Raw genomic sequence first — 25,785 nt, forward strand, 5'->3', positions numbered from 1 at the left:
AATCAGAATCGTGCATTTCCTGAGCAACGCAAAGGCTTTAACCGGGGCAAGGCACGGGATGGCGACCATGCACAAGCTGACGACGGCGCGGCATTTCCGGACATTGTTCCTGTCCGACGTGCATCTGGGCTCCAAGGCGGCCCAGGCCGAGATGCTGGTCGACTTCCTGCGTCTGCACGATGCCGAGACAATCTATCTCGTCGGCGACATCATCGATGGCTGGCGGCTGAAGCGCTCCTGGCATTGGCCGCAGGCTCACAACGACGTGGTGCAGAAGCTGCTGCGCAAGGCGCGCAAGGGCGCCCGCATCGTCTATGTGCCCGGCAATCACGACGAGTTCCTGCGCGATTTTCCCGGCCACCATTTCGGCGGTGTCGAGGTCAAGCGCACCGACATCCACACCACCGCCGACGGCCGCCGCTTCCTGGTGATGCATGGCGACGAATTCGACGTGGTGGTCCGCAACGCCCGGCTGCTCGCCTATCTCGGCGACTGGGCCTACGACATGGCGATCTCGATCAATGTCGTCTTCAACTATGTCCGCCGCCGGCTCGGCTTTCCCTATTGGTCGATCTCGCAATGGGCCAAGCTGAAGGTCAAGAACGCCGTCAACTTCATCGGCGCCTTCGAGACGGCGCTGGCCGACGAGGCGACGCGCCATGGCTGCGACGGCGTCATCTGTGGCCATATCCACCATGCCCAGATGACCCGCCACGGCGCGGTCGAATATGTGAACACCGGCGACTGGGTCGAAAGCTGCACCGCGGTGGCCGAGCGCCATGACGGCTCCTTCGAGCTCATCCACTGGGCGCATCTGGCCGGCGAGCGCTCCGCGGCGCCCGAGACTCCATCCGAGCGCGAGACGGCAGAACCGGACGCGGCCCGCGTCGAGGCGGCCTGACATGACCCGCATCCTGATCGCCACCGACGCCTGGGAGCCGCAGGTCAACGGCGTCGTGCGCACGCTGTCGAGCCTTGCCCAGGAGCTTCGCGGCCGGGGCAGGGACGTGCGCATCGTCGGCCCCACCGACTTTCGCACCGTCGCCTGTCCGACCTATCCGGAAATCCGGCTGGCGCTGGCGTCGGCCGACGCGCTCGGCCGCGTCATCCGCGACTACCAGCCCGACGTCATCCACATCGCCACGGAAGGCCCGATCGGCTATGCGGCGCGCCGGGCGGCGCTGCGGGCCGGCCGTCCCTTCACCACCAGCTTCCACACGCGGTTTCCCGAATATCTCAGCAAGCGGGCGCCGATCCCGGAGAACCTGACCTACGCGCTGCTGCGGCGTTTCCATGCGCCGGCCACGGCCTGCCTGGTGCCGACCGAATCGATGCGCCAGACGCTGGCGGGGCTCGGCTTCGCCAATCTCGTAACCTGGACCCGCGGCGTCGATCGCAGCCTGTTCCGGCCGCAGCCGAAGGTCGATCTCGGCCTGCCGGGACCGGTCTTCCTGACCGTTTCGCGGGTCGCGCCGGAAAAGAACATCGAGACCTTTCTCGATCTCGACCTGCCGGGCTCCAAGGTCGTCGTCGGCGACGGGCCGATGCTGCCCGAACTGCGCCGGCGCTATCCGGGCGTGCATTTCGCCGGAAGCCAGACCGGCGAGGCGCTCAGCCGCTACTACGCTGCGGCCGACGTCTTCGTGTTTCCCTCGCTCACCGACACCTTCGGCATCGTGCTGATCGAGGCACTGGCTTGCGGCGTACCGGTGGCGGCCTATCCGGAGCCCGGACCGCTGGATGTCGTCGGGGATACGAAGGCCGGCTGCATCTCCTCAGATCTGCGCGAGGCGTGCCTTGCCGCGCTGGCGCTGGAGCGGGCCGACGCGCTGGAGCGCTCGCTCGCCTATAGCTGGGAAGCCTGCGCCGACATCTTCCTGACGGCAACGGAGGCCCTGCAGATGCAGCCGGAGCTTCAGCTCGCCGGCTGAACGCTGCGGCGCAGGAGCCGAAAGCGCGGCATCATCTCGGCAGAGAGAAGTCGCCTAGCCCCAGAGCTTCTGGCTCGGCGGCGAGACGGTGGCATCCGTATAGAGGAGGCCGCCGCTGCGGTCCTTGGCCAGGAGCAGGGGCCCGTCGAGATCGACGAACTCGGCCACCTGCGCAAGCAGCACCGCCGGCGCCATCGCCAGCGAGGTGCCGACCATGCAGCCGATCATCACGCCGAACCCCATCTCGTGGGCGCGCTCGACCAGCCGCAGGCCCTCGGTCAGGCCGCCGGTCTTGTCGAGCTTGACGTTCACGAAGTCGTAGCGCCCGACCAGCTTGTCGAGATCGTCCGCCGTGTGCACCGATTCATCGGCGCAGATCGGCACCGGATGCGGAATGTCGGCGAGGATGGCGTCGTCGCCCGCCGGCAGCGGCTGCTCGACGAGGACCGCGTTGGCGGCGGCCGCCGCCAGCATGTGCTCGCGGATATTGTCGGCGCTCCAGCCCTCATTGGCGTCGAGGATCAGCTTCGAGTGGCGCGAGGCGGCATGGACGGCCCGGATGCGGCCGATATCGTTGTCCGTGCCGACCTTGACCTTCAACAGCGAGCGGTTGGCGACGCGGGCGGCGGCTCCCATGCTGTCGGCATCGCCGAGCCCGATCGTATAGGCCGTTTCCACCGGGCGCGGGGCGCTGCCGCAGATGATCGACGCGGCTCGCCGGTTGTTCGACTTGGCTTCCAGGTCCCACAGGGCGCAGTCGACCGCGTTGCGGGCGGCGCCCGCCGGGAGCAACTCGCCGATCCGTTCGCGCGAGGCGCCGGCCTCGATCGCCGCGCGCACCTCCTCGATCTGTTCGCGGACACTGTCGATGCTCTCGCCATAGCGCGCATAGGGCACACATTCGCCGCGTCCCTCGCCGAATTCGTCGCCGATCTGAGTCGTCACGACCACCGCCTCGGTCTTGGCGCCGCGGGCGATCCGAAACTCCTGCGCCAGCGGGAAATGCTCGACTGTGACTGAAAGACGACGCGGCATGGTGAAAACATCCTCAACGGCCGCCGCTGCGGCGGTCATTCCATGACAAGACGTGACTGGACGCCTAAAGGTGGTGCCAGATAGGTCCCGGCTCTGCGTCGCCGCGAATCGGCACCGCGTCAAGCGTGGTGCCCGCCTGTGGCGCTGACATGGTCCTCGCCCAGGTTCTTCCAAGGGAGTGAAGTCGCATATCGATGCTTGATGGCTCCGTAGCCCCATCCTCCGGTCCGGCCGGAGGCCGCCGTTCCACGGTGGCGCCTGCTCTCGAAGGCGAGAAGCGTGACGGCGGGCTCGTGCTGCGGGCGTCGGGCGACTGGCTGGCGCGCACCGTCGGCTCGGTCGAGGACACCGTCGCCGAGGCCGGCGCGGCCGATCTCGGCCGGCAGGTCGTCGTCGATTGCGGCGACGTCGCGCGGATCGATACGGCCGGCGCCCTGCTCCTGGAAAAGCTCGTTCGCGACCTCGCAGCGAACGGCCGGGACGTCCGGCTGGAGGCGGTCAGCGATCGCGACCAGCCGCTCTTCGACGTGGTCCGCAAGGCGCTCGACCGGGAACGGCCGCAGCCGGAAAAGCGGAAGACCAACCGCATCGTCGACTTGGTCGCGGCCACGGGCCGTGGATCGGTCGCGGTGAAGGACGAGATGGTCGTCGCTCTCAACATCATTGGCGGCGCGATGGTCGGCGGCGTGCAGCGCCTGACCGGCAAGACCCAGATCCGCCCCGCCGCGATCTTCGCGCAGGTCGAGCAGATGGGCCTGCGCGCGGTGCCGATCATCTTCCTGATGAGCTTCCTCATCGGCGCCATCATCGCCCAGCAGGGCGCCTTCCAGCTGCGCCGCTTCGGCGGCGAGCTCTACGCCGTCAATCTCGCCGCGATCCTCATCCTGCGCGAGATCGGCGTGCTCCTGACCGCGATCATGATCGCCGGCCGGTCCGGTAGCGCGATTACCGCCGAGATCGGCTCGATGAAGATGCGCGAGGAGATCGACGCGCTTCACGTCATCGGCCTGAACCCGATCGGCGTCCTGGTGTTTCCGCGCCTCGTCGCGCTGGTCATCGTGCTGCCGCTCCTGGCCTTCATCGCCAATCTTGCGGGCCTGCTCGGTGCGATGCTGACGCTGAACATGTATTCGGGGATCAGCTTCGCCAGCTTCGGCCAGGGCGTGCAGTACTCCGTCGACATGTTCACCGTGTTCTCCGGCGTCATCAAGGCGCCGTTCATGGCGGTGATGATCGGCCTGATCGCTTCGGCCGAGGGCATGAAGGTCGGCGGCAGCGCCGAAAGTCTCGGCCTGCGCGTCACCGCATCCGTCGTCAAATCCATTTTCCTCGTCATCCTGATGGATGGCCTGTTCGCGATTTTCTATGCATCCATCGGACTCTGATAGGCCTTCGCCCAACGACCGCGACACGCCGGACGATGACGACGTCATCATCCGCGCGACCGGCGTGACCGTGAGTTTTGGCGAGAAAACCATTCTCGACAATCTCGACCTCGACGTGCGGCGCGGCGAGATCCTCGGCTTCGTCGGGCCGTCGGGCGCCGGCAAGTCGGTCCTGCTGCGCACCATCCTGGGGCTGAACCCCAAGCAGGCCGGCACGATCGAGATCCTCGGCACCGACTACGAGCGGGCCGACGATGCCGAGCGGCTGGCGGTAGAGCGACGCTGGGGCGTCCTGTTCCAGCATGGCGCGCTGTTCTCGTCGCTGACGGTGCTGGAGAACATCCAGGTCCCGATGCGCGAATATCTCGACCTGTCGCCCGGCCTGATGGAAGAGCTGGCACGGCTGAAGATCGACCTCGTCGGCCTTGCGCCGGACGCGGCCGACAAGTTCCCGTCCGAGCTGTCGGGCGGCATGATCAAGCGTGCGGCGCTGGCCCGGGCGCTGGCGCTCGACCCCGACATCGTCTTTCTCGACGAGCCGACCTCGGGTCTCGATCCGATCGGCGCCGCCGATTTCGACCAGCTGATCATGACCCTGCGCGATACGCTGGGCCTCACCGTCTACATGGTGACCCACGACCTCGACAGCCTGTTCCAGGCCTGCGACCGGATCGCGGTTCTGGGCGAACGCAAGGTGCTGGTCGAAGGGCCGCTGTCGATGATGCTGGAATTCGACCATCCCTGGGTGCATTCGTATTTCCGTGGCAAGCGCGCCCGCACGATCGTCCAGCCGACCCAAACCGCCAATGCCCCCGTGGGAGCCGCCTGATGGAAACCAAAGCCAATTACGTCCGGGTGGGGCTGTTCACGATGCTGGTCATCGCCCTGTCCTTCGGCTTCGTCTACTGGGCGATCTTCGCCACCAGCGGCAGCGAGCGGGTGCGGCTGCTGGTGCGCATCGAGGGTTCGGTCACCGGCCTGCAGCAGGGCAGCCAGGTGCTGTTCAACGGCCTGCCGGTCGGCTCGGTGAAGGCGCTGCGGCTGGATTCCAACAATCCCGAAGTCGTCATCGCGACCACCGAGGTCGATCCCGATCTGCCGATCAAGGCATCGACCCAGGCCAATATCGGCTTCCAGGGCCTGACCGGCGCGGCCTTCGTCGAGCTGAAGGGCGGCCAGGCCGACGAGGCCGACATCATCGGCGAAGCCGCCGAGCAGGGGACCGTCCCGGTCATCAAGGCCAATCCGTCCGACGTCACCGACATCCTAGCGACAGCACGCGACATCGCCGACCGCGCCAACAGCATTCTCGGCCAGTTCGAGAGCCTCGTGGGCACCGTCGGGCCGTCGGTCGAAACGACGGTCGAGAACGTCGCCCAGACCTCGCGCAACATCGAGACCTTCACGGCAAGCCTTGCCGAGAACTCCGACGACATCGACAATTTCCTCACCAGTCTCAGCCAGTTGTCGAGTTCGGCGAACACGGTGGCTGAAGAGCTGCCGGGCGCCATCCAGCAGGCCAAGAACATTCTCGACGCGGTCGACCCGACGTCGGTCAGCACGGTGGTCGACAATGTCGCCGCCGTCTCCGACACGCTGCGTGCCCAGTCGGACAATCTCGACAGCATCTTCGCCTCGGTGCAGACGGCCGCCGACAGCGTCGGCGAGGTCGGCGACGTGATCCGCCGCAACACCACCGGCATCGACAGCTTCGTCAGCAATCTCGGTCCGCTGGCCGAGAAGGCGACGGCGGTGGCCGACCGGCTCGACACGACGCTGGAATCGGCCAACACGGTCGTCGCGGCGATCGACCCGGCGCAGGTGTCCAAGACCATCGAGGGCATTTCCTCGGCGGCCGAGAACGTCTCGTCGCTGGCCGAGACCATCGGCGCCCAAAAGGAAGCGATCAATTCGGCGATCGCCGGCGCGTCCAACGCCGCGCAGAACGTCAACCGGATCACCACCACCATCGTCGAGCGCAGCGAGGACGTGGACAAGCTGCTCGCGAGCCTCGGCCCGATCACCGACAGCATCACCCAGGCAAGCACCGGCTTCAACGAGGCGGTCGCCTCGGCGAACGCGCTGATCGGATCGGTCGATTCCGCCACGGTCAACCAGGCCATCGGCGACGTCCAGCGCGTGACGGGAGCCGTCAGCGGCAAGACCGAGCAGATCCAGTCGATCATCGACGGCGTCGACCGCACGGTGCAGACGCTGGACACGACGCTGACCGGCTTCACCGAGACGCGGACCCAGTTCGACACGCTGCTCGCCTCGATCGATCCGGGTAAGGTCAACACGGCCGTCGAGAACGTCTCCGCCGCCACCGGCAACGTGGCCGCCGCGGCCGATTCCATCGCCAAGGTCGCCAACGATGTCGGTGCCCGGCGCGAAGACATCGACGCGATCATCACCAACGCCAAGACGACCAGCGAGCAGCTCTCGGCCGCTTCCGGTCGCATCGACAGCGTCGTGAACTCGGTCAACCGGGTGCTGGCGGGCGCCGGCGACGGCACCAGCCTGGGCGTCGATCTGGCCCGGGCGCTGCGCTCGGTGCGCGGGGCGGCGGATTCGATCCAGACGCAGGTGACGCCGATCTCGGCCAATCTCCAACGCTTCTCCGGCGAGGGCCTGCGCGAGGTGCGGGGGCTGATCAGCAACGTCAATCGCACGGTCGATCGCATCGACAGTGCCGTCGAGGACTTCACCACAAATCCGAGCCGGCTGATCTACGGCGGCGAGGATGTGAAGCAGTATGACGGCCGCACCCGCCGCTAGCGGCTGTGGGTAAACGAAAGCTTTCGTTGACAGGCCGGGTTGCGAATGCAAGCAACCGGGGCTGTCGGCGACCGGGTCAAGGTGTACCAATTTTATGCGCGCAGCACTGAAATCGAGCTTTGTCGCGCTTCTGGCGCTCGGACTTTCGGCCTGCGCGTCGACCCCGCCGGACACCTACGAGATCTCGCCGCCGCCATTCAGCGAGGTGCGCGAGGGCAAGTCCCGGCGCCAGCTCCTCATTCCGGAGCCGACGGCGCTCGAGACCATCGACAGCAAGCGGATCATCGTCAAGCCGTCGCCCAATTCGATCCAGTTCCTCGGCGATAGCCAGTGGAGCGACCGCCTGCCGCGGCTCGTCCAGCTGCGCCTGCTGCAGGCCTTCGAGAACACCGGTTCGATCGGCGCCATCGGCGTGCCGGGGCAGGGGCTGGCGATCGACTACCAGCTGGTGATGGAGATCCGCCGCTTCGAGGTGGACGTCACCGGGGCGCCGACCGCCGAGGTGCAGATCTCGGTGAAGGTGCTGAACGACCGCAACGGCACCGTCGTGCGCACCCGCATCTTCAATGCCCAGGCCCCCGTCAACGGCGCCGGCAACCCGGCTTTCGTCGCGGCGCTGGACAAGGCGTTCGAACAGGTCTCGGCCGAGATCGTCGCCTGGACGATCCAGCTCGTCTAGCCCGAAAAGCACCGGCCGCGCGTTAGCCGCGCCAGCGGTCGCATTTTACAGCCCGAATGCAAAAGGCCTCCGCCGCGGATCGCGACGGAGGCCTTTCGATGTCAGTGCATGGCCGCTCAGGCGGCGATGACGGTCTGCTTCTGCTCGCCCAGACCCTCGATGCCGAGGGTCATGACGTCGCCGACCTTCAGATACTGCGGCGGCTTCATGCCCATGGCGACGCCCGGAGGCGTGCCGGTGGAGATGACGTCGCCCGGCATCAGCGTCATGAACTGCGACAGGTACGACACCACATGCGGCACGTTGAAGATCAGCGTGTTGGTGTTGCCGGTCTGGCGGCGCTCGCCATTGACGTCGAGCCACATGGAGAGGTTGTGCGGGTCCGCGACCGCGTCGCGCGTAACCAGCCAGGGGCCGAGCGGGCCGAAGGTGTCGTGGCTCTTGCCCTTGGTCCACTGTCCCTGGCGCTTGGTCTGGAAGTCGCGCTCGGAGACGTCATTCATCACGGCGAAGCCGGCGACATGATTCATCGCGTCGGCTTCCGAGACGTATTTCGCCTTGGTGCCGATGACGACGGCCAGCTCGACCTCCCAGTCGAGGGCCTCGGAGTTGCGCGGCATCTCGACGTCGTCATTCGGACCGCACAGCGCGTTGAGCGCCTTGGCGAAGACGATCGGCTCGGTCGGCGGCTCGGCGCCGGTCTCGGCGGCATGGTCGGAATAGTTCAGGCCGATGCAAAGGATCTTGCTGGTCTGGCCGACGCAGGGACCGAAGCGTGGCGAACCGTCGACCGCCGGCAGCGAGGCCGGATCGAGCGCGGCGAGCCTGGCGATGCCGGCGTCGGACAGGATTTCGCCGGAGATGTCGGCGACGTGGCCGGAGAGATCGCGCAACTGGCCGTCGGCGTCGATCATGCCGGGTTTTTCCTGGCCCGCGGGGCCGTAGCGAACGAGTTTCATGGCGTCCTTTCGCATTGTGTCGATGGGTTGGGGAGGGATCAGTAGACGGCGCGGCCGCCGGAAATGTCGAACACCGCGCCGGTGGTGAAGGAACAGTCTTCCGAGGCAAGCCAGGCGATCATCGCGGCGACCTCGGCCGGCTCGAGAAAGCGCTGCAGCGGGATCTTCGAGAGCATGAAGTCGATATGCTCCTGACTCATCTGGTCGAAGATCGAGGTGCGCGCGGCGGCCGGGGTGATGCAGTTGACGAGGACGCCGGTGCCGGCGAGCTCCTTGCCCAGCGACTTGGTCAGCCCGATCAGGCCGGCCTTGGACGCGGAATAATGCGAGGCGTTGGGATTGCCTTCCTTGCCGGCGATGGAGGCGACGTTGATGATCCGGCCGTAGCCGGCGTCCATCATCAGCGGCACGATCGCCCGGCTGGTGATGTACGGCGCAATCAGATTGACCTCGATGGTCTTGCGCCAGACGTCCGGCGCCAGGTCCCAGGTCTTGCCGTTGCCGCCGGTGATGCCGGCATTGTTGACCAGGATGTCGATCTTGCCGGCGGCGTCCATCGCCTGCTGCGTCGCGGCGGCGACGGCCGCCTCGTCGGTCAGTTCGACCGCCGTGCCGCTGGCGCGCGGGCCCAGATCCGCGACCGCCTTGTCGACCGCCGCGCCGTCGATGTCCCAGAGAACGACGGATCCACCGCTCTCGATGATGCGCTCGGCCGTGGCATAGCCGATGCCGCGCGCCCCGCCGGTGATGACAGCGATGCGGCCTTCGAGATCGATTTTGTTCATGACATCCCCCCAGAAGTCGCGCCGATGGCCGTTCGCACCGTCCCGCCGAGCCGGTGCCCGCGGCTTCGCCGCCATCGCGTTCCCGCCGGGATGCCATATCCACCCGGCGGTTGCAATGTATACGTTGATGCGGCGACGGGATGGGCCGGTCTGGCCGCGCCGGCAGCGGCGGCCCCGTCGGCATTGTCGACCGACACGGCTCGCCGATCCGCGGGGTAAGGTACGACTATAGACCATAGTCGAAGCAATTTGCGGTTGCCTCCGGACGGTACTTCACGCAATCATCAGACCATTGCAGGGAGGGGAGGCTCGGCAAGGTGCTTCAGGCGAATGCGCGGACGATGCATGGAGAGCGGGCCAGCCGCACCATGAGCCTGGCGGCCACGTTTGGCCGCCGGATCGCGTCCGGCCGCCTGGCCTGCGGCGAGGCACTGCCCACCGAAAAGGAGTTGCAGACGCAATACGGGGTCTCGCGGACCGTGGTGCGCGAGGCCGTCCGCCATCTGGTCGCCAAGGGTCTGGTCAGCGTCGGTCCGAAGGTCGGCACGCGGGTGCGCGAGCGGATCGAGTGGAACATGCTCGACCCGGACGTGATGGGCTGGCACCTGACCGCCGCGATCCGGCGACCCTTCATCGAGTCGCTCTACGAGATGCGGCTGATCAACGAGCCCCAGGCGGCGCGGCTCGCCTGCGACCGGATCTCGCCGGAGCAGGCGGCGCGGCTCCAGGCGGCAATGGCCGGCATGCGCGAGAACCCGCGCGGTTCGCCGGAGCTGATCGCCGCCGATCTCGCCTTTCACCGGGTCATCCTCGAGGCGACTGGAAACCCCATGCTGGTGTCGCTCGGCGCGATGATCGAGCGCAGCCTGTCGATCTCCTTCTCCCTGTCCTGGCGGCAGAACCCGCAGGAGGAGACGCTACGCCAGCATGGCCGGGTGATGGACGCCATCCTCGCCGGCGACCGGGAGGCGGCGGAACTGTTCATGCGAAGGCTCATCGAGAGTGCCTTCAACGACGTCATCCTCGCCCTCTACGCCGATGACGGCAGCCGGGGTGACGATGCAGGCGAGGCCGGCGATACCGATGCCGGCGGCCGCGAACGGGATCACGGCGCAAGGTCTGCGCCGTGACGGGAGCATTGCAGAGGGCGCGTCATGCGCCGAACCAAGGTCCAGGGAGGACAATCATGAACGTGACGAAGACGCTGATCGCGGGGCTTGCCGCGACGGTCATGGCGCTGTCGGTGCCGCTCGGTGCGAGCGCGCAGGACAAGGGCACCGTGGGCATCTCCATGCCGACGAAATCCTCGGCCCGCTGGATCGCCGACGGCGACAACATGGTCAAGCAGTTCGAGGCGGCCGGCTACGCCACCGACCTGCAATATGCCGAGGACGACATTCCCAACCAGCTCGCCCAGATCGAGAACATGGTGACCAAGGGCGTCGACGCGCTGGTCATCGCCTCGATCGACGGCACGACGCTCTCCAACGTGCTGGCCAACGCCGCGGCGATGGACATTCCGGTGATCGCCTATGACCGCCTGATCCGCGACAGCGAGAATGTCGATTACTACGCCACCTTCGACAATTATCAGGTCGGCGTGCAGCAGGCCGAGTCCCTGGTCGCCGGGCTGGAGCAGCGCTTCCCCGACGCCGAAGCCTGGAACGTCGAGCTGTTCGGCGGCTCGCCGGACGACAACAACGCCTACTTCTTCTACGACGGCGGCATGAGCGTGCTGCAGCCGCTGATCGACGAGGGCAAGGTCAAGATCGTCTCCGGCCAGATGGGCATGGACACGGTCGGCACATTGCGTTGGGACGGCGCGGTGGCACAGGCCCGCATGGATAACCTCCTGTCGGCCAATTACACCGACCAGCAGCTGCATGGCGTGCTGTCGCCCTATGACGGCCTGTCCATCGGCATCATCTCCTCGCTGAAGGGCGTCGGCTACGGCTCGGGCGACCAGAAGATGCCGATCGTCTCCGGTCAGGACGCCGAGGTCCCCTCGGTCAAGGCGATCCTGCGCGGCGAGCAGTATTCCACCATCTTCAAGGACACCCGCGAGCTCGCCAAGGTGACCGTGAACATGGTCGATGCCGTGCTGCAGGGCAACGAGCCCGAGGTCAACGACACCAAGACCTACGACAACGGCGTCAAGGTGGTGCCGTCCTACCTGCTCAAGCCGGTGCTGGTCACCGAGGAGAACTGGGAAGAGGTCCTGGTCGGCGGCGGTTACTACACCGAAGACCAGATCAAGTAGGGCGATCCGGCGGGCGCTGCCGGCGTCCGCCCTCGCCATGCCGTCGCCGTTCACCAGAGCGGCCGCGGCACCCTGACGGACGGCCGAAGCGCCGTGACCCATCCATTCGGATCGAGGCGCCGCTTGCGGCTGCCGATCTGCCGGAAGAGCCGCCATGACGACCATCCTGGAAATGCGCAACATCACCAAGACCTTCCCGGGTGTGAAGGCGCTGGACGATGTCAGCCTGAGCGTCGAGGCGGGCGAGATCCACGCCCTTGTCGGCGAGAACGGTGCCGGCAAGTCGACGCTGATGAAGGTGCTGTCCGGCGTCTATCCGCACGGCTCCTATGACGGCGCCATCACCTATCAGGGCGAGGAGTGCCGCTTCTCCGGCATTTCCGATTCCGAACGCCTCGGCATCATCATCATCCACCAGGAACTGGCGCTGGTGCCGCTCCTGTCGATCGCCGAGAACATCTTCCTCGGCAACGAGCGGGCGACGAACGGCATCATCGACTGGAACGAGACCTTCTCGCGCACCCGCGAGCTGCTCGCCAAGGTCGGGCTGAAGGAATCGCCGACGACGCTGGTCACCGATATCGGCCTCGGCAAGCAGCAGCTGGTGGAGATCGCCAAGGCGCTGTCCAAGGAGGTCAAGCTCCTGATCCTCGACGAGCCGACCTCCAGCCTCAACGAGACCGATTCAGAGGCGCTGCTGAAGCTGCTCCTGGAGTTCAAGGCGCGCGGCATCTCCTCGATCCTGATCTCCCACAAGCTGAACGAGATCGCCAAGGTCGCCGACACCATCACGGTCCTGCGCGACGGCAGCGCCGTCTCGACGCTCGACTGCGGCACCGGCACGATCAGCGAGAACGACATCATCCGCGACATGGTCGGCCGCAGCCTGACCGACCGCTTTCCGCCGCGCGAGCCGAAGATCGGCGAGACGGTGCTGGAGGTGTCGAACTGGACGGCGCACCACCCGATCCATTCCGACCGCAAGGTGGTCGACGACGTCAGCCTGCATGTGAAGCGCGGCGAGGTTGTCGGCATCGCCGGTCTGATGGGGGCCGGGCGCACCGAGCTCGCCATGAGCCTGTTCGGCCGTGCCTATGGCGTCAACATTTCCGGCGAGGTGAAGATCGACGGCCGCAAGGTCGACGTCTCGACCATCTCGCGGGCGATCGACAACGGCCTCTGCTACGTCACCGAGGACCGCAAGACCTACGGCCTCGTCCTCGAGGAGACGATCCGGCGCAACATTCCGCTGGCCAATCTGCCGGGCGTCGCCAACGGCATCGTGCTCGATTCCGAGAAGGAGACGGCCGTCGCGCGCGACTACCGCGACCGGGTCCGCATCAAGAGTTCGAGCATCGGCCAGGAGGTGATCAACCTGTCCGGCGGCAACCAGCAGAAGGTGGTGCTGTCGAAATGGCTGTTCGCCGGCCCGGAGGTGCTGATCCTCGACGAGCCGACGCGCGGCATTGATGTCGGCGCCAAATACGAAATCTACGCGATCATCGCCCAGCTCGCCGCCAGCGGGAAGGCGATCATCGTGATCTCGTCGGAAATGCCCGAGCTGCTCGGCATCACCGACCGCGTCTACGTCATGAACGAGGGCCGCTTCGTCGGCGAACTCCCCACGTCAGAAGCCACGCAGGAGAAGATCATGGCGATGATCATCCGCGCCGGGCACCGAAACCGAGGAAACAGCGATGTCTGATCAGGCGACGCAGCAGATCGATCTGGAAAAGGACCGGGCCGCACCCGGCGCGTCCTGGGGCTTCGTGCGGCGGCACATGCGCGAATACGGCATTCTCGTCGCGCTCGTCGTCATCATGGCCTTCTTCCAGATCATGACCGACGGCATTCTCCTGAAGCCGATCAACCTGACCAACCTCGTCCTGCAGAACAGCTACATCATCATCATGGCGCTGGGCATGCTGCTGGTGATCGTCTCCGGCAACATCGACCTGTCGGTCGGTTCGGTGCTGGGCTTCGTCGGCGCGCTCGCCGCGGTGATGATCGTCAACTGGGACATGAACTATGTCCTGGCCGGGGTCATCTGCCTGTTCGTCGGCGCGGTGATCGGCGCCATGCAGGGCTACTGGATCGCCTATTGGCGCATTCCCTCCTTCATCGTCACCCTGGCCGGCATGCTGGTCTTCAAGGGTCTGACGCTCTGGCTCCTGGCCGGCCAGTCGGTCGGGCCGTTCCCGCGGGGCTTCCAGCTGATCTCCTCGGGCTTCCTGCCGGACCTCTTCGGCGGCGAAGACATCAACCTCTTGTCGCTGGCTCTCGGTGTGGCGCTGGCCGGGCTGATCCTGTTCCTGGCGGTGCGGGCTCGCATGCGCAGCCAGGCCCATGGCGGCGAGGACGAGCCCTTCGCCTTCTTTGCGGCGCGGATCGTCATCGTCGTCGGCGCGATCCTCTATCTCGCCTGGATGCTCGCGACCTTCCGGGGCTTCCCGAACGTCCTCATCGTCATGGCGCTGCTGATCGCGCTCTATTCCTTCGTCACCTCGCGCACGACCATCGGCCGGCGCATCTATGCGCTGGGCGGCAACGAGAAGGCGGCCAAGCTTTCCGGCATCAAGACCGAGCGGCTGACCTTCCTGACCTTCGCCAATATGGGCATGCTGGCGGCGCTGGCCGGCCTCGTCTTCGCTGCCCGCCTCAACACGGCGACGCCCAAGGCCGGTCTCGGCTTCGAGCTCGACGTCATCGCCGCGGTCTTCATCGGCGGCGCCTCCATGTCCGGCGGCGTCGGCACCATCGTCGGCGCGGTGATCGGCGCCTTCATCATGGGCGTGATGAACAACGGCATGTCGATCCTGGGCATCGGCATCGACTACCAGCAGGTCATCAAGGGCCTCGTCCTGCTGCTCGCCGTCATCTTCGACGTCTACAACAAGAACAAGGGGTGAGCCGGGTGCGCCGCCAACCAGAAGCGCCTGCGGCCGGGCCTGACGACCGCCGGCTTGCCGGGAGCCGCTCCAGATGACCCCGCCGATCCGGCTCGGCCTCGTCGGCGTCGGCAAGATCGCCCGCGATCAGCACATTCCCTCGATCGGCCGCAACCCGGCCTTCGAGCTTGTCGCGACGGCGAGCCGCAGCGCCTCCGTCGACGGGGTCGCGCGCTTCGCCACGCCCGCCGAGATGCTCGACGCCATGCCGCAGATCGACGCGGTCGCCCTCTGCGTCCCGCCCCAGGTGCGCCATGTCATGGCGGCCGACGCGCTGCGCCGGGGCAAGCACGTGCTGCTGGAAAAGCCGCCCGGCGCCACTCTGTCGGAGGTCGCGCATCTCGCCGATCTGGCGGAGACGCAAGGCGTCAGCCTGTTCGCCACCTGGCATTCGCGCTTTGCCCCCGGCGTCGCGCCGGCGCGTCGCTGGCTTGCCGGACGGCAGGTGCGATCGGTGCGGGTGGAATGGAAGGAGGATGTCCGCCACTGGCATCCGGGCCAGGACTGGATCTGGGAGCCGGGCGGGCTCGGCGTCTTCGATCCGGGCATCAATGCCCTGTCGATCGTCACAGACATCCTGCCGGAGCCAATGTTCCTGACCGGCGGCGAACTGTCCTTCCCCGAGAACCGCGCCGCGCCCATCGCCGCCTCGCTGCGCTTTGCCGGCGCGTCCGGTGCGGCGATGAATGCCGAATTCGACTGGCGCCAGACCGGTCCGCAGACCTGGGACATCCATGTCGGCACCGATGCCGGCGATCTTCTCCTGTCGTCGGGCGGCGCGCGCCTGTGGATCGACGGGGAATCGGTGGTCGATCAGGCCGAAGCCGAATATGACGGCATCTATGCACGCTTCGCCGAACTGGTGGCGAGCGGCGGGTCCGACGTGGATCTCGCGCCGCTCCGCCATGTCGCCGACGCGTTCATGCTGGGCCGCCATCTGACGGTCGAGCCGTTCCACGATCAACCGAACCGGGACACTGCATGAACGCCTATTGCGCGGCCGTCGACTGGGGCACCACCAGCTTCCGTCTCTGGCTGCTGGACGCCGCCGGCGAAATTCTCGCCGAACGCCGCAGCGGCGAGGGCATGCTCGCCGCCGGGCCGGACGGCTTTGCCGCCATTCTCGACGCGCATCTGTCGACCGTCGGTGCGTCGGCCGACCTGCCGGTCATCGCCTGCGGCATGGTCGGTGCGCGCCAGGGCTGGGTCGAGGCGCCCTATGTCGAGACCCCGGCGACCGCCGCCTCCATCGCCGCCAGCGCCTGCCGCGTGCCGGGCCTGGAGCGGCCGGTGCACATCCTGCCCGGCGTCGCGCAGCGCAACGCGTCGACGCCCGACGTCATGCGCGGCGAGGAAACCCAGATCCTCGGCCTGCCCGAGCGGGCCGGCGGAACGGGCGGCCTCGATCTCGTCTGCATGCCGGGCACCCATTCCAAATGGGTCGCGCTGGAGGCGGGCCGGATCGCCGGCTTTGCCACCTTCATCACCGGTGATTTGTTCGCCGCGGTGGCCAAGCACACGATCCTGCGTCATTCGGTGGCCGATCCGGCCGCGCCCTTCGATCGGGCCGGCTTTGTCGACGGCTTCCGGGCCGGGCTGGAATCGCCCGCCGAAGCCACCAACCGCATGTTCGCGATCCGCGCCGGCGGGCTCCTGGATGTCGGTGCCGGCGGCGACGGCGGATCGCAACTCTCCGGCCTCGTTCTCGGCCTCGAATTCGCCGGCGCCCGCAGCCGCTTCGGCGCGACGCCGCGGGTGACGCTCGTCGCCTCCGGCCAGCTTCTCGACATCTATACGGTGGCATGCGAACTGGCGGGCATCGAAGCCGTGGCCGCCGATGCGGACGCGGCGGTGCGCCGCGGCCTCTTCGCCGCCGCCAGGGAGATTCTCGCATGACCGACCTTCGCTCCGCTCCATGGCCGACGCTGAAGCGCGACCTCGTCGCGATCCTGCGCGGCCTGACGCCGGACGAGTGCGAGCCGATCGTCGGCGCGCTGCTGGAGGCCGGCTTCGAGGCCATCGAGATTCCGCTGAACTCACCGGACGCCTTCACCTCGATCGCCGCCGCAGCCCGCATGGCGCCGGATGGCGTACTGATCGGCGCCGGCACCGTGCTGACGCCGGACGACACCGACCGGCTGCATGCGGCCGGCGGCCGGCTGCTGGTCAGCCCGAATGTCGACCCGGCGGTGCTGCATCGCGCAGCGGTCCACGGCATGGTGACCATGCCCGGCGTCTTCACCCCGACCGAGGCGCTGGCAGCGGCGGCGGCGGGCGCCTCGGCGCTGAAATTCTTCCCGGCGAACGTCCTCGGGCCGAACGGCATCAAGGCGATCAGCGCCGTGCTGCCCAAGGGCCTTGCGGTGGGCGCTGTCGGCGGCGTCTCGGAAGCGGATTTTGCCGCCTATGGTGCCATCGGCGTCCGGCATTTCGGGCTCGGCTCGTCGCTCTACAAGCCGGGCGACGAGGCGGCGACGGTGCGCGCGCGCGCCGACAAGGCAGTCGCCGCCTATGACGCGGCGTTCCCCGCGGGGCAGTAGGCGCCTTTCAGCGAACGTCCCTTAGCTCAGACGCCGAGGGCGCGCTTGTCGTCGATGACCTTGCCGTCATTGGGCAGGGTGCCGTCCTCGGCAAAGGCGACCTCGCCGCGCACCCGGCATTCGGCGCGGATCGCCTCGGCCACCGTTTCTGCGAAGGCCGCGCCGCGCTCGGTGCTCTCGATATGCAGCAGCAGCGTGTCGCGGCCGCCATCCTCGCCCACTTCCAGCCGCGCCCGGGCGATCTGCGGGAAGCGCCGGACGATATTGGCGACCTGGCGTGGATGCACGAACATGCCGCGCACCTTGGTGGTCTGGTCGGCCCGGCCCATCCAGCCCTTCAGCCGGCGGTTGGTGCGCCCGCACGGGCTCTGCCCGATCATCACAGCCGACAGGTCGCCGGTGGAGAAGCGGATCAGCGGGTAGGCGGCGTTGAAGGTGGTCACCACGACCTCGCCGACCTCGCCGTCGGGGACCGGATCGCCGGTGCCGGGGCGCACGATCTCCACCAGCGCATCCTCGTCGATCACCATGCCGTCGCCGGGGCCGGCCGCCTCATAGGCGATCAGGCCGAGTTCGGCGGTGCCGTAGCACTGGCGCACCGCGATGCCGCGCTCGGCGTACCATTGCCGCAGATTGGGAAACAGCGGCCCGCCGCTGACCAGCGCCCTGGTCACCGAGCTGAGCGCCACGCCGGCCGCATCGGCCTTTTCCAGGATGATCTTCAGGAAGTCCGGAGTGCCGATATAGCCGCGGACCCCAAGCCGGGCGAAGGCCTCGACCTGCGTCTCCGTATTGCCGACGCCACCCGGAAACACCGCGCAGCCGATCGCGGCGGCGGCGTGGTCGAACATGAAGCCCGCCGGCGTCAGATGGTAGGCGAAGCAATTGGCGACGATGTCGCCGCGGCGAAAGCCTGCGGCATAGAGCGCCCGGGCCATGCGCCAGTGCTCGTGTTCGGCCTCCGGCTCGACGATCGGGCCGGGCGACAGGAACAGCCGGCGAAAGCCGCCGGCGCTCTGCGGCGTCAGCCCGCCGAAGGGTGAGTGGGCCTCCTGCATCTCGATCAGGTCGGACTTGTAGAGGACCGGCAGGGCGGCGAGCGCCGCCCGGTTTCCGATGGTGTCGGGATCGATGCCGGCGAGGCTGCCGGCGTAGTGCGGCGACGTGGCAATCGCATGCCGCAACTGCACGCGCAGCCGCTCGAACAGGTTGGCCTCGCGGGCGGCGGGGGCGCGGGTCTCGCGGTCGTCGAAATGGTCGCTCATGCCGGAGCCTTCCGGGATCGTTCGGTGCAGGTCGGGGGCAGGGCGCGCGGCGCCGTCATAGCCATCTCTTGCGCCGGCGGAAGCTCTTGACGTTCTTGAACGAGCGCCGCTCGCCGCCGCCGAGATAGAATTCCTTGACGTCCTCGTTGTCGGCGAGCTCGGCGCCGGTGCCGTCGAGAACGATCTTGCCGTTCTCCATGATGTAGCCGTAGTCCGCCGCCTTCAGCGCCATGTTGGCGTTCTGCTCGACCAGCAGGATCGAGATGCCGAGCTCGCGGTTCAGCCGCCGGATGATGCCGAACACCTCCTTCACCAGAAGCGGCGACAGGCCCATGGACGGCTCGTCCATCAGGATCAGCTTGGGCTTGGCCATCAGCGCCCGGCCGATCGCCAGCATCTGCTGCTCGCCGCCGGACAGATAGCCGGCGAGGCCGCTGCGCTCGCGCAGCCGCGGGAAGAACTCGTAGACCTGTTCGATCTCCTCGCGGATGTTGGCCTTCGGACGGGTGAAGGCGCCCAGCCGCAGGTTCTCGGTGATCGTCATGTCCTGGACGATGCCGCGGCCTTCCATGACCAGGAAGATGCCGTTGCAGACCTTCTGGTCCGGCGACATGCGGGTGATGTCCTGGCCCTCATAGGACACCGAGCCGCGGGTGATGGCGCCGTCCTCGGTGTGCAGCAGGCCGGCAATCGCCTTCAGCGTCGTCGACTTGCCGGCGCCATTGGCGCCCAGCAGGGCCGTTATCTGCCCGCGCTTGGCGGCCATCGACATGCCGCGCAGGACGAGGATGACGTCGTTGAAGACCACCTCGACATTGTTGAGGGCGAGAATGTCCTCGGCCGGGGCCGTTGCGGGCTCGGGGGCGGAAAGCGGCTCTGCGACGGTCATGGGGGCGACCCTTTTCGTTTCCCTGGATGCGGCCGGCCGGGACGCGGGACGTCCCGGCCGATGCGGTCGGGCTTACTGGCCGAGCCAGTCGTCGCGGCGCGGCAGATCGATCTCGGCGATCTCCTCGATCTCCGCCTTGCCGTCGGTCATCGAGCCGGAATTGATCGCCACGGTCATCAGGCCGCGATGATCCTCGGGGGTCCAGGTCGAGGGCAGGCAGACGCCTTCCAGCCCCTCGGGCACCCACTCGCTCTTCTGGTACATGCCGTCACGGATGCCCTTGCCGGTGATGCCGCCATTGGCCTTCGCCCACTCCATGGCTTCCTTCATGTAGTAGGCCGCGCAGACGCCGCGCAGGTAATGGTGGGTCGGCCGGTCGCCGACCTGCCCGCCGCCGTTTTCGAGGATGGTCTTGACCAGCGCCATGCCCGGCACCTCGGCGCCGTAGAACGGCGTCGAGGTCGGGAAGATCAGGTTCTGCGCCTCGGCGGCTTCCACCGTCTGGTAGTCGCCCGCCCAGGGGTTGCCCATGTAGGTCGCCTCGACGCCGACCGTGTTGCAGGACTTGATCAGCGAGACGACCGAACCGCCGAGATTGCCCATGTAGACGTACTGCGCGCCGGTATCCTTGATGGTCAGGCACTGGGCCTTGAAGTCGCCCGGTGCCAGCGGCACCACCACCGGCGGCGCGACCGTCATGCCGAGCTCCTCGGCATAGGCGGCGCAGGCCTCCTTGGGGGCGTTCGGATAGGGATGATTGTCGCCGGTATGGACGAAGGTCGGGTTGTCGATGCCCTTGCCCTTGGCATCCTCTGAGGCCCACTGCACCAGCGCCCGGCAGGCGTCGGAATAGGACGGGCCGTAGAAGAAGTTGAACGGCGCCGGCAGCTTGGTGTTGGGGTTCTTGCCGCTCGGATCGGTCAGATGCGCCGAATAGGAGCCGGAGATGTTGGGGATCTCGTCGCGGGTGATGAAGGTGATCAGCGCCTCGGTATCGGCGGTGCCCCAGCCCTGCAGCGCGACCATGCCGTTGCCGATCCAGCGCTTGTAGAGCGAGATCGCCTCGGGGACCTTGTAGGCGTAGTCGACCGTGTCGAGCTCGACCATGGTGCCGTCGATGCCGCCATCGGCATTGATCTGCTTGAAGGCGTCGGTGACGCCCGGCGCGTACTGCTTGCCGACGAAGGAGGTCGGGCCGGTATAGTCGGCGAGATGGCCGACGAGCACGCTGTCCTGCGCCTGCGCGGTGCCGAGCATCGTGCCGGCGGCGAGCGCCACGCCGGCCAGGATCTTCAGTTTGGTCATGTCTTCCTCCCGTTCGCGGACTGGTTCGATCCGAAGGCGGCGGTGCCGCGAAGCCCGCCGGACCCGGGGTGCCCCGTCCGGTCTGACGCCGGGTTCGGGGCAAGAATGGCTAGTGCGAGAAGGGGAAGAGCTTCCAGCTGGCCCGCATCAGCCGCCAGCGATGGACAAGCCCTTCCGGCTCGAGCACGAGGAACAGGATGATCGCCGCGCCCACCGACATCTGCTTGATGTAGGCGGTGCCCTGGGCGATGGCGGGAAACACGTCGGCGAGGCCGTTGGCGAAGATCTCCATCACCTGCGGCAGGAGCAGGATGAAGGCCGCGCCGAGCAGCGATCCCGAGACCGAGCCGAGGCCGCCGATGATGATCATCGCCAGGAACTCGATCGACAGGAGAATGGTGAAGCCCTCGCCGGAGACGAAGCCGAGATAGTGGCCGTAGAGGGCGCCGCCGATGCCGGCGAAGAAGCTGGAGATGCCGAAGGACATGATCCGGTAGCGGGTCAGGTTGATGCCCATGATCTCGGCCGAGAGATAATGGTCGCGCACCGCCACCAGCGCCCGGCCGTCGCGGGTGCGGGCCAGATTGGCCACCGCCAGGAAGCAGATCACCACCCAGAACAGGACGAGGTAGAAATAGCGCTCGTCGGTGTTCAGCGGAAAGCCGAACAGGGTCGCGGTCTCGGCCAGCGAGCCATAGGGGCCGCCGGTGAACCATGCCGCCCGGCCGAAGAAATCCTCCAGGATGAACTGCGAGGCGAGGGTGGCGATGGCCAGGTACAGGCCCTTCAGTCGCGCCGCCGGAATGCCGAAGATCATGCCGACCGCCGTCGTCATCAGGCCGGCGAGCGGGATCGCGATGAGCACCGGGATGCCCTTCGACGCGATCCAGGCCGAGGCGAAGGCACCGAAGCCGAAAAACGCGCCGTGGCCGAGCGAGATCTGCCCGGTCATGCCGGTGAGGACGTTGAGGCCCAGAGCGGCGATCCCGTAGATGCCGATCAGGATCATCTGCGACAGGACATAGCCGCCGAAGACCAGCGGCATCAGCGCCACCAGCACGACGAGGGTGACCACCGCCCATTGCTCGAAATGGGTGCGGAACAGCGACTGGTCCGCCTTGTAGCTGGTGCGGAAGTCGCCGGCCGGGCGCGGATTGGGAACGTGGGCCATCAGATGCGCTCGATGTCGGGCGTGCCGAACAGCCCGTAGGGACGGATCATCAGGATCACGATCAGGACGTAGAAGGGCGCGACCTGGTACATGTTGCCGACCTGCAAATACTGGCCGTCGACGAATTCGGCGAGGTTCTCCAGAAGCCCGATGGTCAGCCCGCCGACGATCGCCCCGACGATGGAGTCGAGGCCGCCGACGATGACCGCCGGGAACACCTTGATGCCGATGATCGCCAGCGAGTTGGACACGGCGCTGACGAGGCCGATGACGACGCCGGCGATGCCCGAGACCACCGCCGAGATGGCCCAAGCCATGGCGAAGACGCGGCCGACATTGACGCCGAGCGACTGGGCGACCTGCTGGTTGTAGGCGGTGGCGCGCATGGCGAGCCCCCAGCGCGAATAGCGGAAGAACCAGAAGAACATCACCATGACGATGAGCGACAGGACGAGGCTCATCAGATAGGCGGTCTCGACGTTGAGGCCGCCGATGGAGACGGTGCTCCGGTCGAAGACCTGCGGGAAGCGCACCGCGTTGTTGCCGAAGATCCAGTTCATCAGCGCCCGCATGAAGATCGACAGGCCGATGGTCGCCATGATGACCGAGATCACAGGCTCGCCGACGAGGGGGCGCAGCAGCAGCACCTGCACCAGGATGCCGAACAGCGTCATGAAGACGAGGGAGAAGATGAAGGCCAGCCAGAAGGGCAGGCCGAGGGAGACCACGAGGGCGAGACACACCCAAGCGCCGAGGACGACGAATTCGCCCTGCGCGAAATTCACCACCTGGGTCGATTTGTAGATCAGCACGAAGCACATCGCGACGATGCCGTAGAGCATGCCGACGATGACCCCGTTGATGACGAGCTGGAGAAGGAGTTCGGTGTTCATTCGGCTGCCTCCTGCCTGTGGCCCGCATCCGGTACCAGCGTCTCGATCGGCAGCGTCGTGACGATCCGCTGCTTCGAGCCGTCCTGGAAGTGGATCACCGTGTCGACGTCGACGTGGTCGGCGCCGGAATAGAGGCGGGCGATGATGTCCTCGTATTTCTCGGCAATCACGCTGCGCCGGACCTTCTTGGTGCGGGTCAGCTCGCCGTCGTCGGCGTCGAGCTCCTTGTAGAGAAGCAGGAACCGGGCGATCCGCTGCTGGGCGGGCAGCGTCGCGTTGACCCGCTCCACCTCGGCGCGCAGGAGGTCGTAGACCTCGCGGCGGGCGGCGAGGTCGGAATAGGTGGTGAAGGAGATCCGCCGCTCCTCCGCCCATTTCGAGATGATCGGGAAGCGGATGCAGATCATCGCGGTCAGATAGTCCCGCCGGTTGCCGAGGATCACGGCCTCGGCGACATAGGTCGAGAATTTCAGCTTGTTCTCGATGAATTGCGGCGAGAAGCGCACGCCCCTGGCGGTCGTCGCCAGATCCTTGATCCGGTCGATGACAACGAGATGGCGCTTGTCGGTGAGGTAGCCGGCGTCGCCGGTCTGGAACCAGCCCTCGGCATCGAGACTGGCCGCGGACTCGGCCTCGTTGCGGTAGTAGCCGCTCATCATGTTGGGATGCTTGACCAGCACCTCGCCGAGCCCCTCGGGATCGGGGTCGCGGATCTTCAGCGCGCAGCCGGGCATCGGATAGCCCACCGTCTCGTTGTCGACCTCGCCGTCCTTGTGGATGGTATGGGCGCCCATCGCCTCGGTCTGGCCGTAGAGCTGCTTCAGCGGCACGCCCATGGCCTGGAAGAAGCGGAAGGTGTCGGGCCCCATCGCGGCGCCGCCGGTGGCCGCGGATTTCAGATTGGTGAAGCCGAGCCGGTCGCGCAGGTGCCGGAACAGGAGAAGGTCGGCGGCGCCCGAATGGCCGCCATGCGCGACCGCGGCCATGCCCTTGGCGACGCCCCAGTCGTAGATCGCCCGCTTCCAGCGCTTGCTGTCCATGATCCGGGCGCGGATGTCGGCGGCGACCGTCTCCCAGACGCGCGGCGAGAACAGGACGAAGGTCGGCCCGATCTCGCGCAGGTCGGCCATGGTGGTCTGTTCTTCCTCGGGGAAGTTCACCTTCATCCGGGCAAGGAAGTTCCAGGCGACGGAATACATCTGTTCCATCACCCATGAAAGCGGCAGCACCGCCACATATTCGTCGTCCGGCCCGCGCGGATCGGCCCGCAGATAGCTTGCCGCATGGCCGATGAAGGCGGTGCCGGTCCACATGGCGAGCTTGGGATGGGCCGTGGTGCCGGAGGTGGTGCACAGGATCGCGACGTCGTCGCCGCGCGTCGCGCCGACCATGTCGCGCCACAGATTGGGCGAGAGGTCGAGCGCGTCCTTGCCGGCCGCCTCCAGCGTCTCGATGGGGATCAGCCGCGGATCGTCGTATTTCCGCATGCCGCGCGGGTCGGTGTAGACGATGGCGACGACGCTCGGGATGGCGTCGCCGAGCGCCAGCAGCTTGTCGACCTGCTCCTCGTCCTCGGCGACGACGATCTTCGGCTGGGCATAGTCGAAGAGGTAGCGGATCTCCTCTTCCAGCGCGTCGCGATAGATGCCGAGGCTCATCGCCCGGCAGGCATGGGCGGCGACCTCGCCCCAGACCCATTCCGGCCGGTTGTCGCCGATCAGCGCGACGATGTCGCCGGGTCCGAGGCCGAGGCCGGCGAAGCCGACGGCCATGCGCGCGACATGCGTCTCGACGCTCTCCCAGTCATAGGGCACCCAGATGCCGAATTCCTTCTCGCGCTGGGCGATGGCCTTGGGGTGCAGGAGGGCGTTGTGGGCCAAGAGCTTCGGCAGGGTGTCGAGACCGGCGGCCTGTTTCACCTCCGGCGTGTCGTCCGGCCAGGGCAGTTCCGAACCGCTGACGGCGAGAGGGGCGGTCATGCCGGTTCTCCCGTCTCGGCGGCCAGCGCGTCCAGCGTCTCGTCGTCCTCGCCGAGATAGGCGCGCTTGACGTGCTCGTCGGCCAGCACCGCGTCGGGCGTGCCGGCGGAGATCACCTTGCCGAAATCGAGCACGATCACCCTGTCAGAGAGGTCCATGACCACGCCCATGTCATGCTCGATCATAACGATGGTCATGCCGAATTCCTGGTTCAGCGCGACGACGTAGCGGGCGATGTCTTCCTTCTCTTCCAGGTTCATGCCGGCCATCGGCTCGTCGAGCAGGATCAGCTCCGGCTCGATCGCCATGGCGCGGGCCAGCTCGACCCGCTTGCGCAGCCCGTAGGAGAGGGTGCCGGCCGGTTCGCCGCGCACATGCTGGATCTCGAGGAAGTCGATGATCTCTTCGACCCGCCGCCGCTCGGCCAGTTCCTCGGTGCGGGCACCGCCGACCCAGTAGGCCATGCCGGTGAAGAGGTTGTTCTTCAGGCGGTGGTGGCGGCCGACGAGGATGTTGTCGAGGACGCTCATATGGCCGAACAGCGCGAGGTTCTGGAAGGTGCGGCCGATGCCGAGGCGGGCGCGATCGTTGATCGAGCGCTTCAGCAGCGAGCCGCCCTTGTAGAGGACGTCGCCCTCGGTCGGCTTGTAGCGGCCGGAAATGCAGTTGAGCATCGAGGTCTTGCCGGCGCCGTTCGGCCCGATGATCGAGAACAGCTCGCCGGCCTCGACGTGAAAGCTGGCATTGCTCAGGGCGCGCACGCCGCCGAATCGCAGCGAGACATCACGGACCTCCAGGAGGCGTTCGCCTGACGTCACAATTCATCCTCCCGTCGGCGTTTGCCCGCCGACCTGTCCGCGGGGCACCGGCTGCTGCGCCGTGCGACCCGCGTTTCGATGCCCGCTCCCGAGGGCACTGTGTCACGCTGGCAGGCAATTGTTGCGAGAGTTTTTCCAGAAGCGATGCAATGGCGGTTGCGCCTT

General features: G+C 67.1%; 23 protein-coding genes. 13 read left to right on the plus strand and 10 right to left on the minus strand.

The features are described from left to right. Positions 1-67 precede the first annotated feature (67 nt). Together N7I30_RS19555 and N7I30_RS19560 are read left to right on the plus strand one after the other, a co-directional pair. Entirely contained in the window at positions 68-901 is an 834-nt protein-coding gene (locus N7I30_RS19555; RefSeq protein ID WP_410170502.1) for a UDP-2,3-diacylglucosamine diphosphatase, read from the plus strand. Position 902: 1 nt separating this feature from the next. Continuing rightward, the gene (locus N7I30_RS19560) at positions 903-1,931 is read left to right on the plus strand and encodes a glycosyltransferase family 4 protein (protein WP_277021705.1); all 1,029 of its coding nucleotides are present in this window, start codon (positions 903-905) and stop codon (positions 1,929-1,931) included. A gap of 54 nt (positions 1,932-1,985) precedes the next feature. Here the strand turns inward: N7I30_RS19560 and dgcA are convergent, their stop codons facing one another. Further along, positions 1,986-2,966, minus strand: a complete 981-nt coding sequence (gene dgcA / locus N7I30_RS19565) for an N-acetyl-D-Glu racemase DgcA (protein ID WP_277021702.1) — start codon at positions 2,964-2,966, stop codon at positions 1,986-1,988. Positions 2,967-3,217: 251 nt separating this feature from the next. Between dgcA and N7I30_RS19570 the strand changes: the two genes are divergently transcribed. The 4 genes from N7I30_RS19570 (at position 3,218) to N7I30_RS19585 (ending at position 7,808) form a co-directional block, all read left to right on the plus strand. Beyond that, a complete protein-coding gene (locus N7I30_RS19570) occupies positions 3,218-4,351 on the plus strand; it encodes an ABC transporter permease (protein WP_228240896.1) in 1,134 nt (377 codons plus the stop codon). Then, positions 4,332-5,180 (plus strand): ABC transporter ATP-binding protein, encoded by an 849-nt coding sequence (locus tag N7I30_RS19575; protein ID WP_228240895.1) that lies wholly within the window; start codon positions 4,332-4,334, stop codon positions 5,178-5,180. Before N7I30_RS19570 ends, N7I30_RS19575 begins: the two co-directional genes overlap by 20 nt. After that, complete coding sequence (locus N7I30_RS19580; RefSeq protein ID WP_277021699.1) at positions 5,180-7,129, plus strand: MlaD family protein; 1,950 nt, start codon at positions 5,180-5,182, stop codon at positions 7,127-7,129. The genes N7I30_RS19575 and N7I30_RS19580 overlap by 1 nt, the downstream gene beginning before the upstream one ends. Positions 7,130-7,223: 94 nt before the next feature. Continuing rightward, positions 7,224-7,808, plus strand: a complete 585-nt coding sequence (locus N7I30_RS19585; protein ID WP_228240891.1) for an ABC-type transport auxiliary lipoprotein family protein — start codon at positions 7,224-7,226, stop codon at positions 7,806-7,808. Positions 7,809-7,924: 116 nt separating this feature from the next. Here N7I30_RS19585 and N7I30_RS19590 read toward each other — a convergent pair whose 3' ends face one another. Then, a complete protein-coding gene (locus tag N7I30_RS19590; RefSeq protein WP_228240889.1) occupies positions 7,925-8,767 on the minus strand; it encodes a fumarylacetoacetate hydrolase family protein in 843 nt (280 codons plus the stop codon). A 38-nt stretch (positions 8,768-8,805) separates the two neighbouring features. Further along, on the minus strand, positions 8,806-9,552 hold the full coding sequence (locus tag N7I30_RS19595; RefSeq protein WP_188077149.1) for an SDR family NAD(P)-dependent oxidoreductase: 747 nt from the start codon (positions 9,550-9,552) through the stop codon (positions 8,806-8,808). Positions 9,553-9,869: 317 nt separating this feature from the next. Between N7I30_RS19595 and N7I30_RS19600 the strand changes: the two genes are divergently transcribed. The 7 genes from N7I30_RS19600 (at position 9,870) to N7I30_RS19630 (ending at position 17,300) form a co-directional block, all read left to right on the plus strand. Next, positions 9,870-10,682: a FadR/GntR family transcriptional regulator gene (locus N7I30_RS19600; protein ID WP_498640865.1), complete on the plus strand. Its 813-nt coding sequence runs from the start codon at positions 9,870-9,872 to the stop codon at positions 10,680-10,682. Between the two features lie 56 nt (positions 10,683-10,738). Further along, complete coding sequence (chvE, locus tag N7I30_RS19605; protein ID WP_050767505.1) at positions 10,739-11,812, plus strand: multiple monosaccharide ABC transporter substrate-binding protein; 1,074 nt, start codon at positions 10,739-10,741, stop codon at positions 11,810-11,812. A gap of 154 nt (positions 11,813-11,966) precedes the next feature. Further along, a complete protein-coding gene (mmsA, locus tag N7I30_RS19610; RefSeq protein ID WP_024351088.1) occupies positions 11,967-13,517 on the plus strand; it encodes a multiple monosaccharide ABC transporter ATP-binding protein in 1,551 nt (516 codons plus the stop codon). Further along, on the plus strand, positions 13,510-14,721 hold the full coding sequence (gene mmsB / locus N7I30_RS19615) for a multiple monosaccharide ABC transporter permease (protein ID WP_024351089.1): 1,212 nt from the start codon (positions 13,510-13,512) through the stop codon (positions 14,719-14,721). Before mmsA ends, mmsB begins: the two co-directional genes overlap by 8 nt. Before the next feature lie 73 nt (positions 14,722-14,794). After that, a complete protein-coding gene (locus N7I30_RS19620) occupies positions 14,795-15,745 on the plus strand; it encodes a Gfo/Idh/MocA family protein (RefSeq protein ID WP_024351090.1) in 951 nt (316 codons plus the stop codon). Continuing rightward, complete coding sequence (locus N7I30_RS19625; protein WP_024351091.1) at positions 15,742-16,656, plus strand: 2-dehydro-3-deoxygalactonokinase; 915 nt, start codon at positions 15,742-15,744, stop codon at positions 16,654-16,656. Before N7I30_RS19620 ends, N7I30_RS19625 begins: the two co-directional genes overlap by 4 nt. After that, positions 16,653-17,300, plus strand: coding sequence for a 2-dehydro-3-deoxy-6-phosphogalactonate aldolase (locus tag N7I30_RS19630; RefSeq protein WP_024351092.1), 648 nt, complete (start codon positions 16,653-16,655; stop codon positions 17,298-17,300). The genes N7I30_RS19625 and N7I30_RS19630 overlap by 4 nt, the downstream gene beginning before the upstream one ends. A 26-nt stretch (positions 17,301-17,326) precedes the next feature. Here N7I30_RS19630 and N7I30_RS19635 read toward each other — a convergent pair whose 3' ends face one another. The 7 genes from N7I30_RS19635 to N7I30_RS19665 all read right to left on the minus strand — a co-directional run bounded on the left by N7I30_RS19635 (position 17,327) and on the right by N7I30_RS19665 (position 25,620). Further along, the gene (locus N7I30_RS19635) at positions 17,327-18,565 is read right to left on the minus strand and encodes a phenylacetate--CoA ligase family protein (protein ID WP_491390317.1); all 1,239 of its coding nucleotides are present in this window, start codon (positions 18,563-18,565) and stop codon (positions 17,327-17,329) included. A 55-nt stretch (positions 18,566-18,620) separates the two neighbouring features. Then, a complete protein-coding gene (locus tag N7I30_RS19640; RefSeq protein WP_024351094.1) occupies positions 18,621-19,454 on the minus strand; it encodes an ABC transporter ATP-binding protein in 834 nt (277 codons plus the stop codon). A gap of 72 nt (positions 19,455-19,526) precedes the next feature. Further along, positions 19,527-20,759 (minus strand): ABC transporter substrate-binding protein, encoded by a 1,233-nt coding sequence (locus N7I30_RS19645; RefSeq protein WP_491390316.1) that lies wholly within the window; start codon positions 20,757-20,759, stop codon positions 19,527-19,529. Positions 20,760-20,868: 109 nt separating this feature from the next. After that, positions 20,869-21,930, minus strand: coding sequence for a branched-chain amino acid ABC transporter permease (locus tag N7I30_RS19650; protein WP_024351096.1), 1,062 nt, complete (start codon positions 21,928-21,930; stop codon positions 20,869-20,871). Continuing rightward, complete coding sequence (locus N7I30_RS19655) at positions 21,930-22,823, minus strand: branched-chain amino acid ABC transporter permease (RefSeq protein WP_024351097.1); 894 nt, start codon at positions 22,821-22,823, stop codon at positions 21,930-21,932. Before N7I30_RS19655 ends, N7I30_RS19650 begins: the two co-directional genes overlap by 1 nt. Next, complete coding sequence (locus N7I30_RS19660; RefSeq protein WP_277021667.1) at positions 22,820-24,802, minus strand: AMP-binding protein; 1,983 nt, start codon at positions 24,800-24,802, stop codon at positions 22,820-22,822. Before N7I30_RS19660 ends, N7I30_RS19655 begins: the two co-directional genes overlap by 4 nt. Next, positions 24,799-25,620 carry an ABC transporter ATP-binding protein gene (locus N7I30_RS19665; RefSeq protein WP_491390315.1) on the minus strand — a complete coding sequence of 274 codons (822 nt, stop codon included), beginning with the start codon at positions 25,618-25,620 and terminating at the stop codon, positions 24,799-24,801. The genes N7I30_RS19660 and N7I30_RS19665 overlap by 4 nt, the downstream gene beginning before the upstream one ends. Between the last annotated feature and the right edge of the window lie 165 nt (positions 25,621-25,785).

The organism is Aurantimonas litoralis, from assembly GCF_026153195.1.
Taxonomy (GTDB): Bacteria; Pseudomonadota; Alphaproteobacteria; order Rhizobiales; family Rhizobiaceae; genus Aurantimonas; species Aurantimonas coralicida.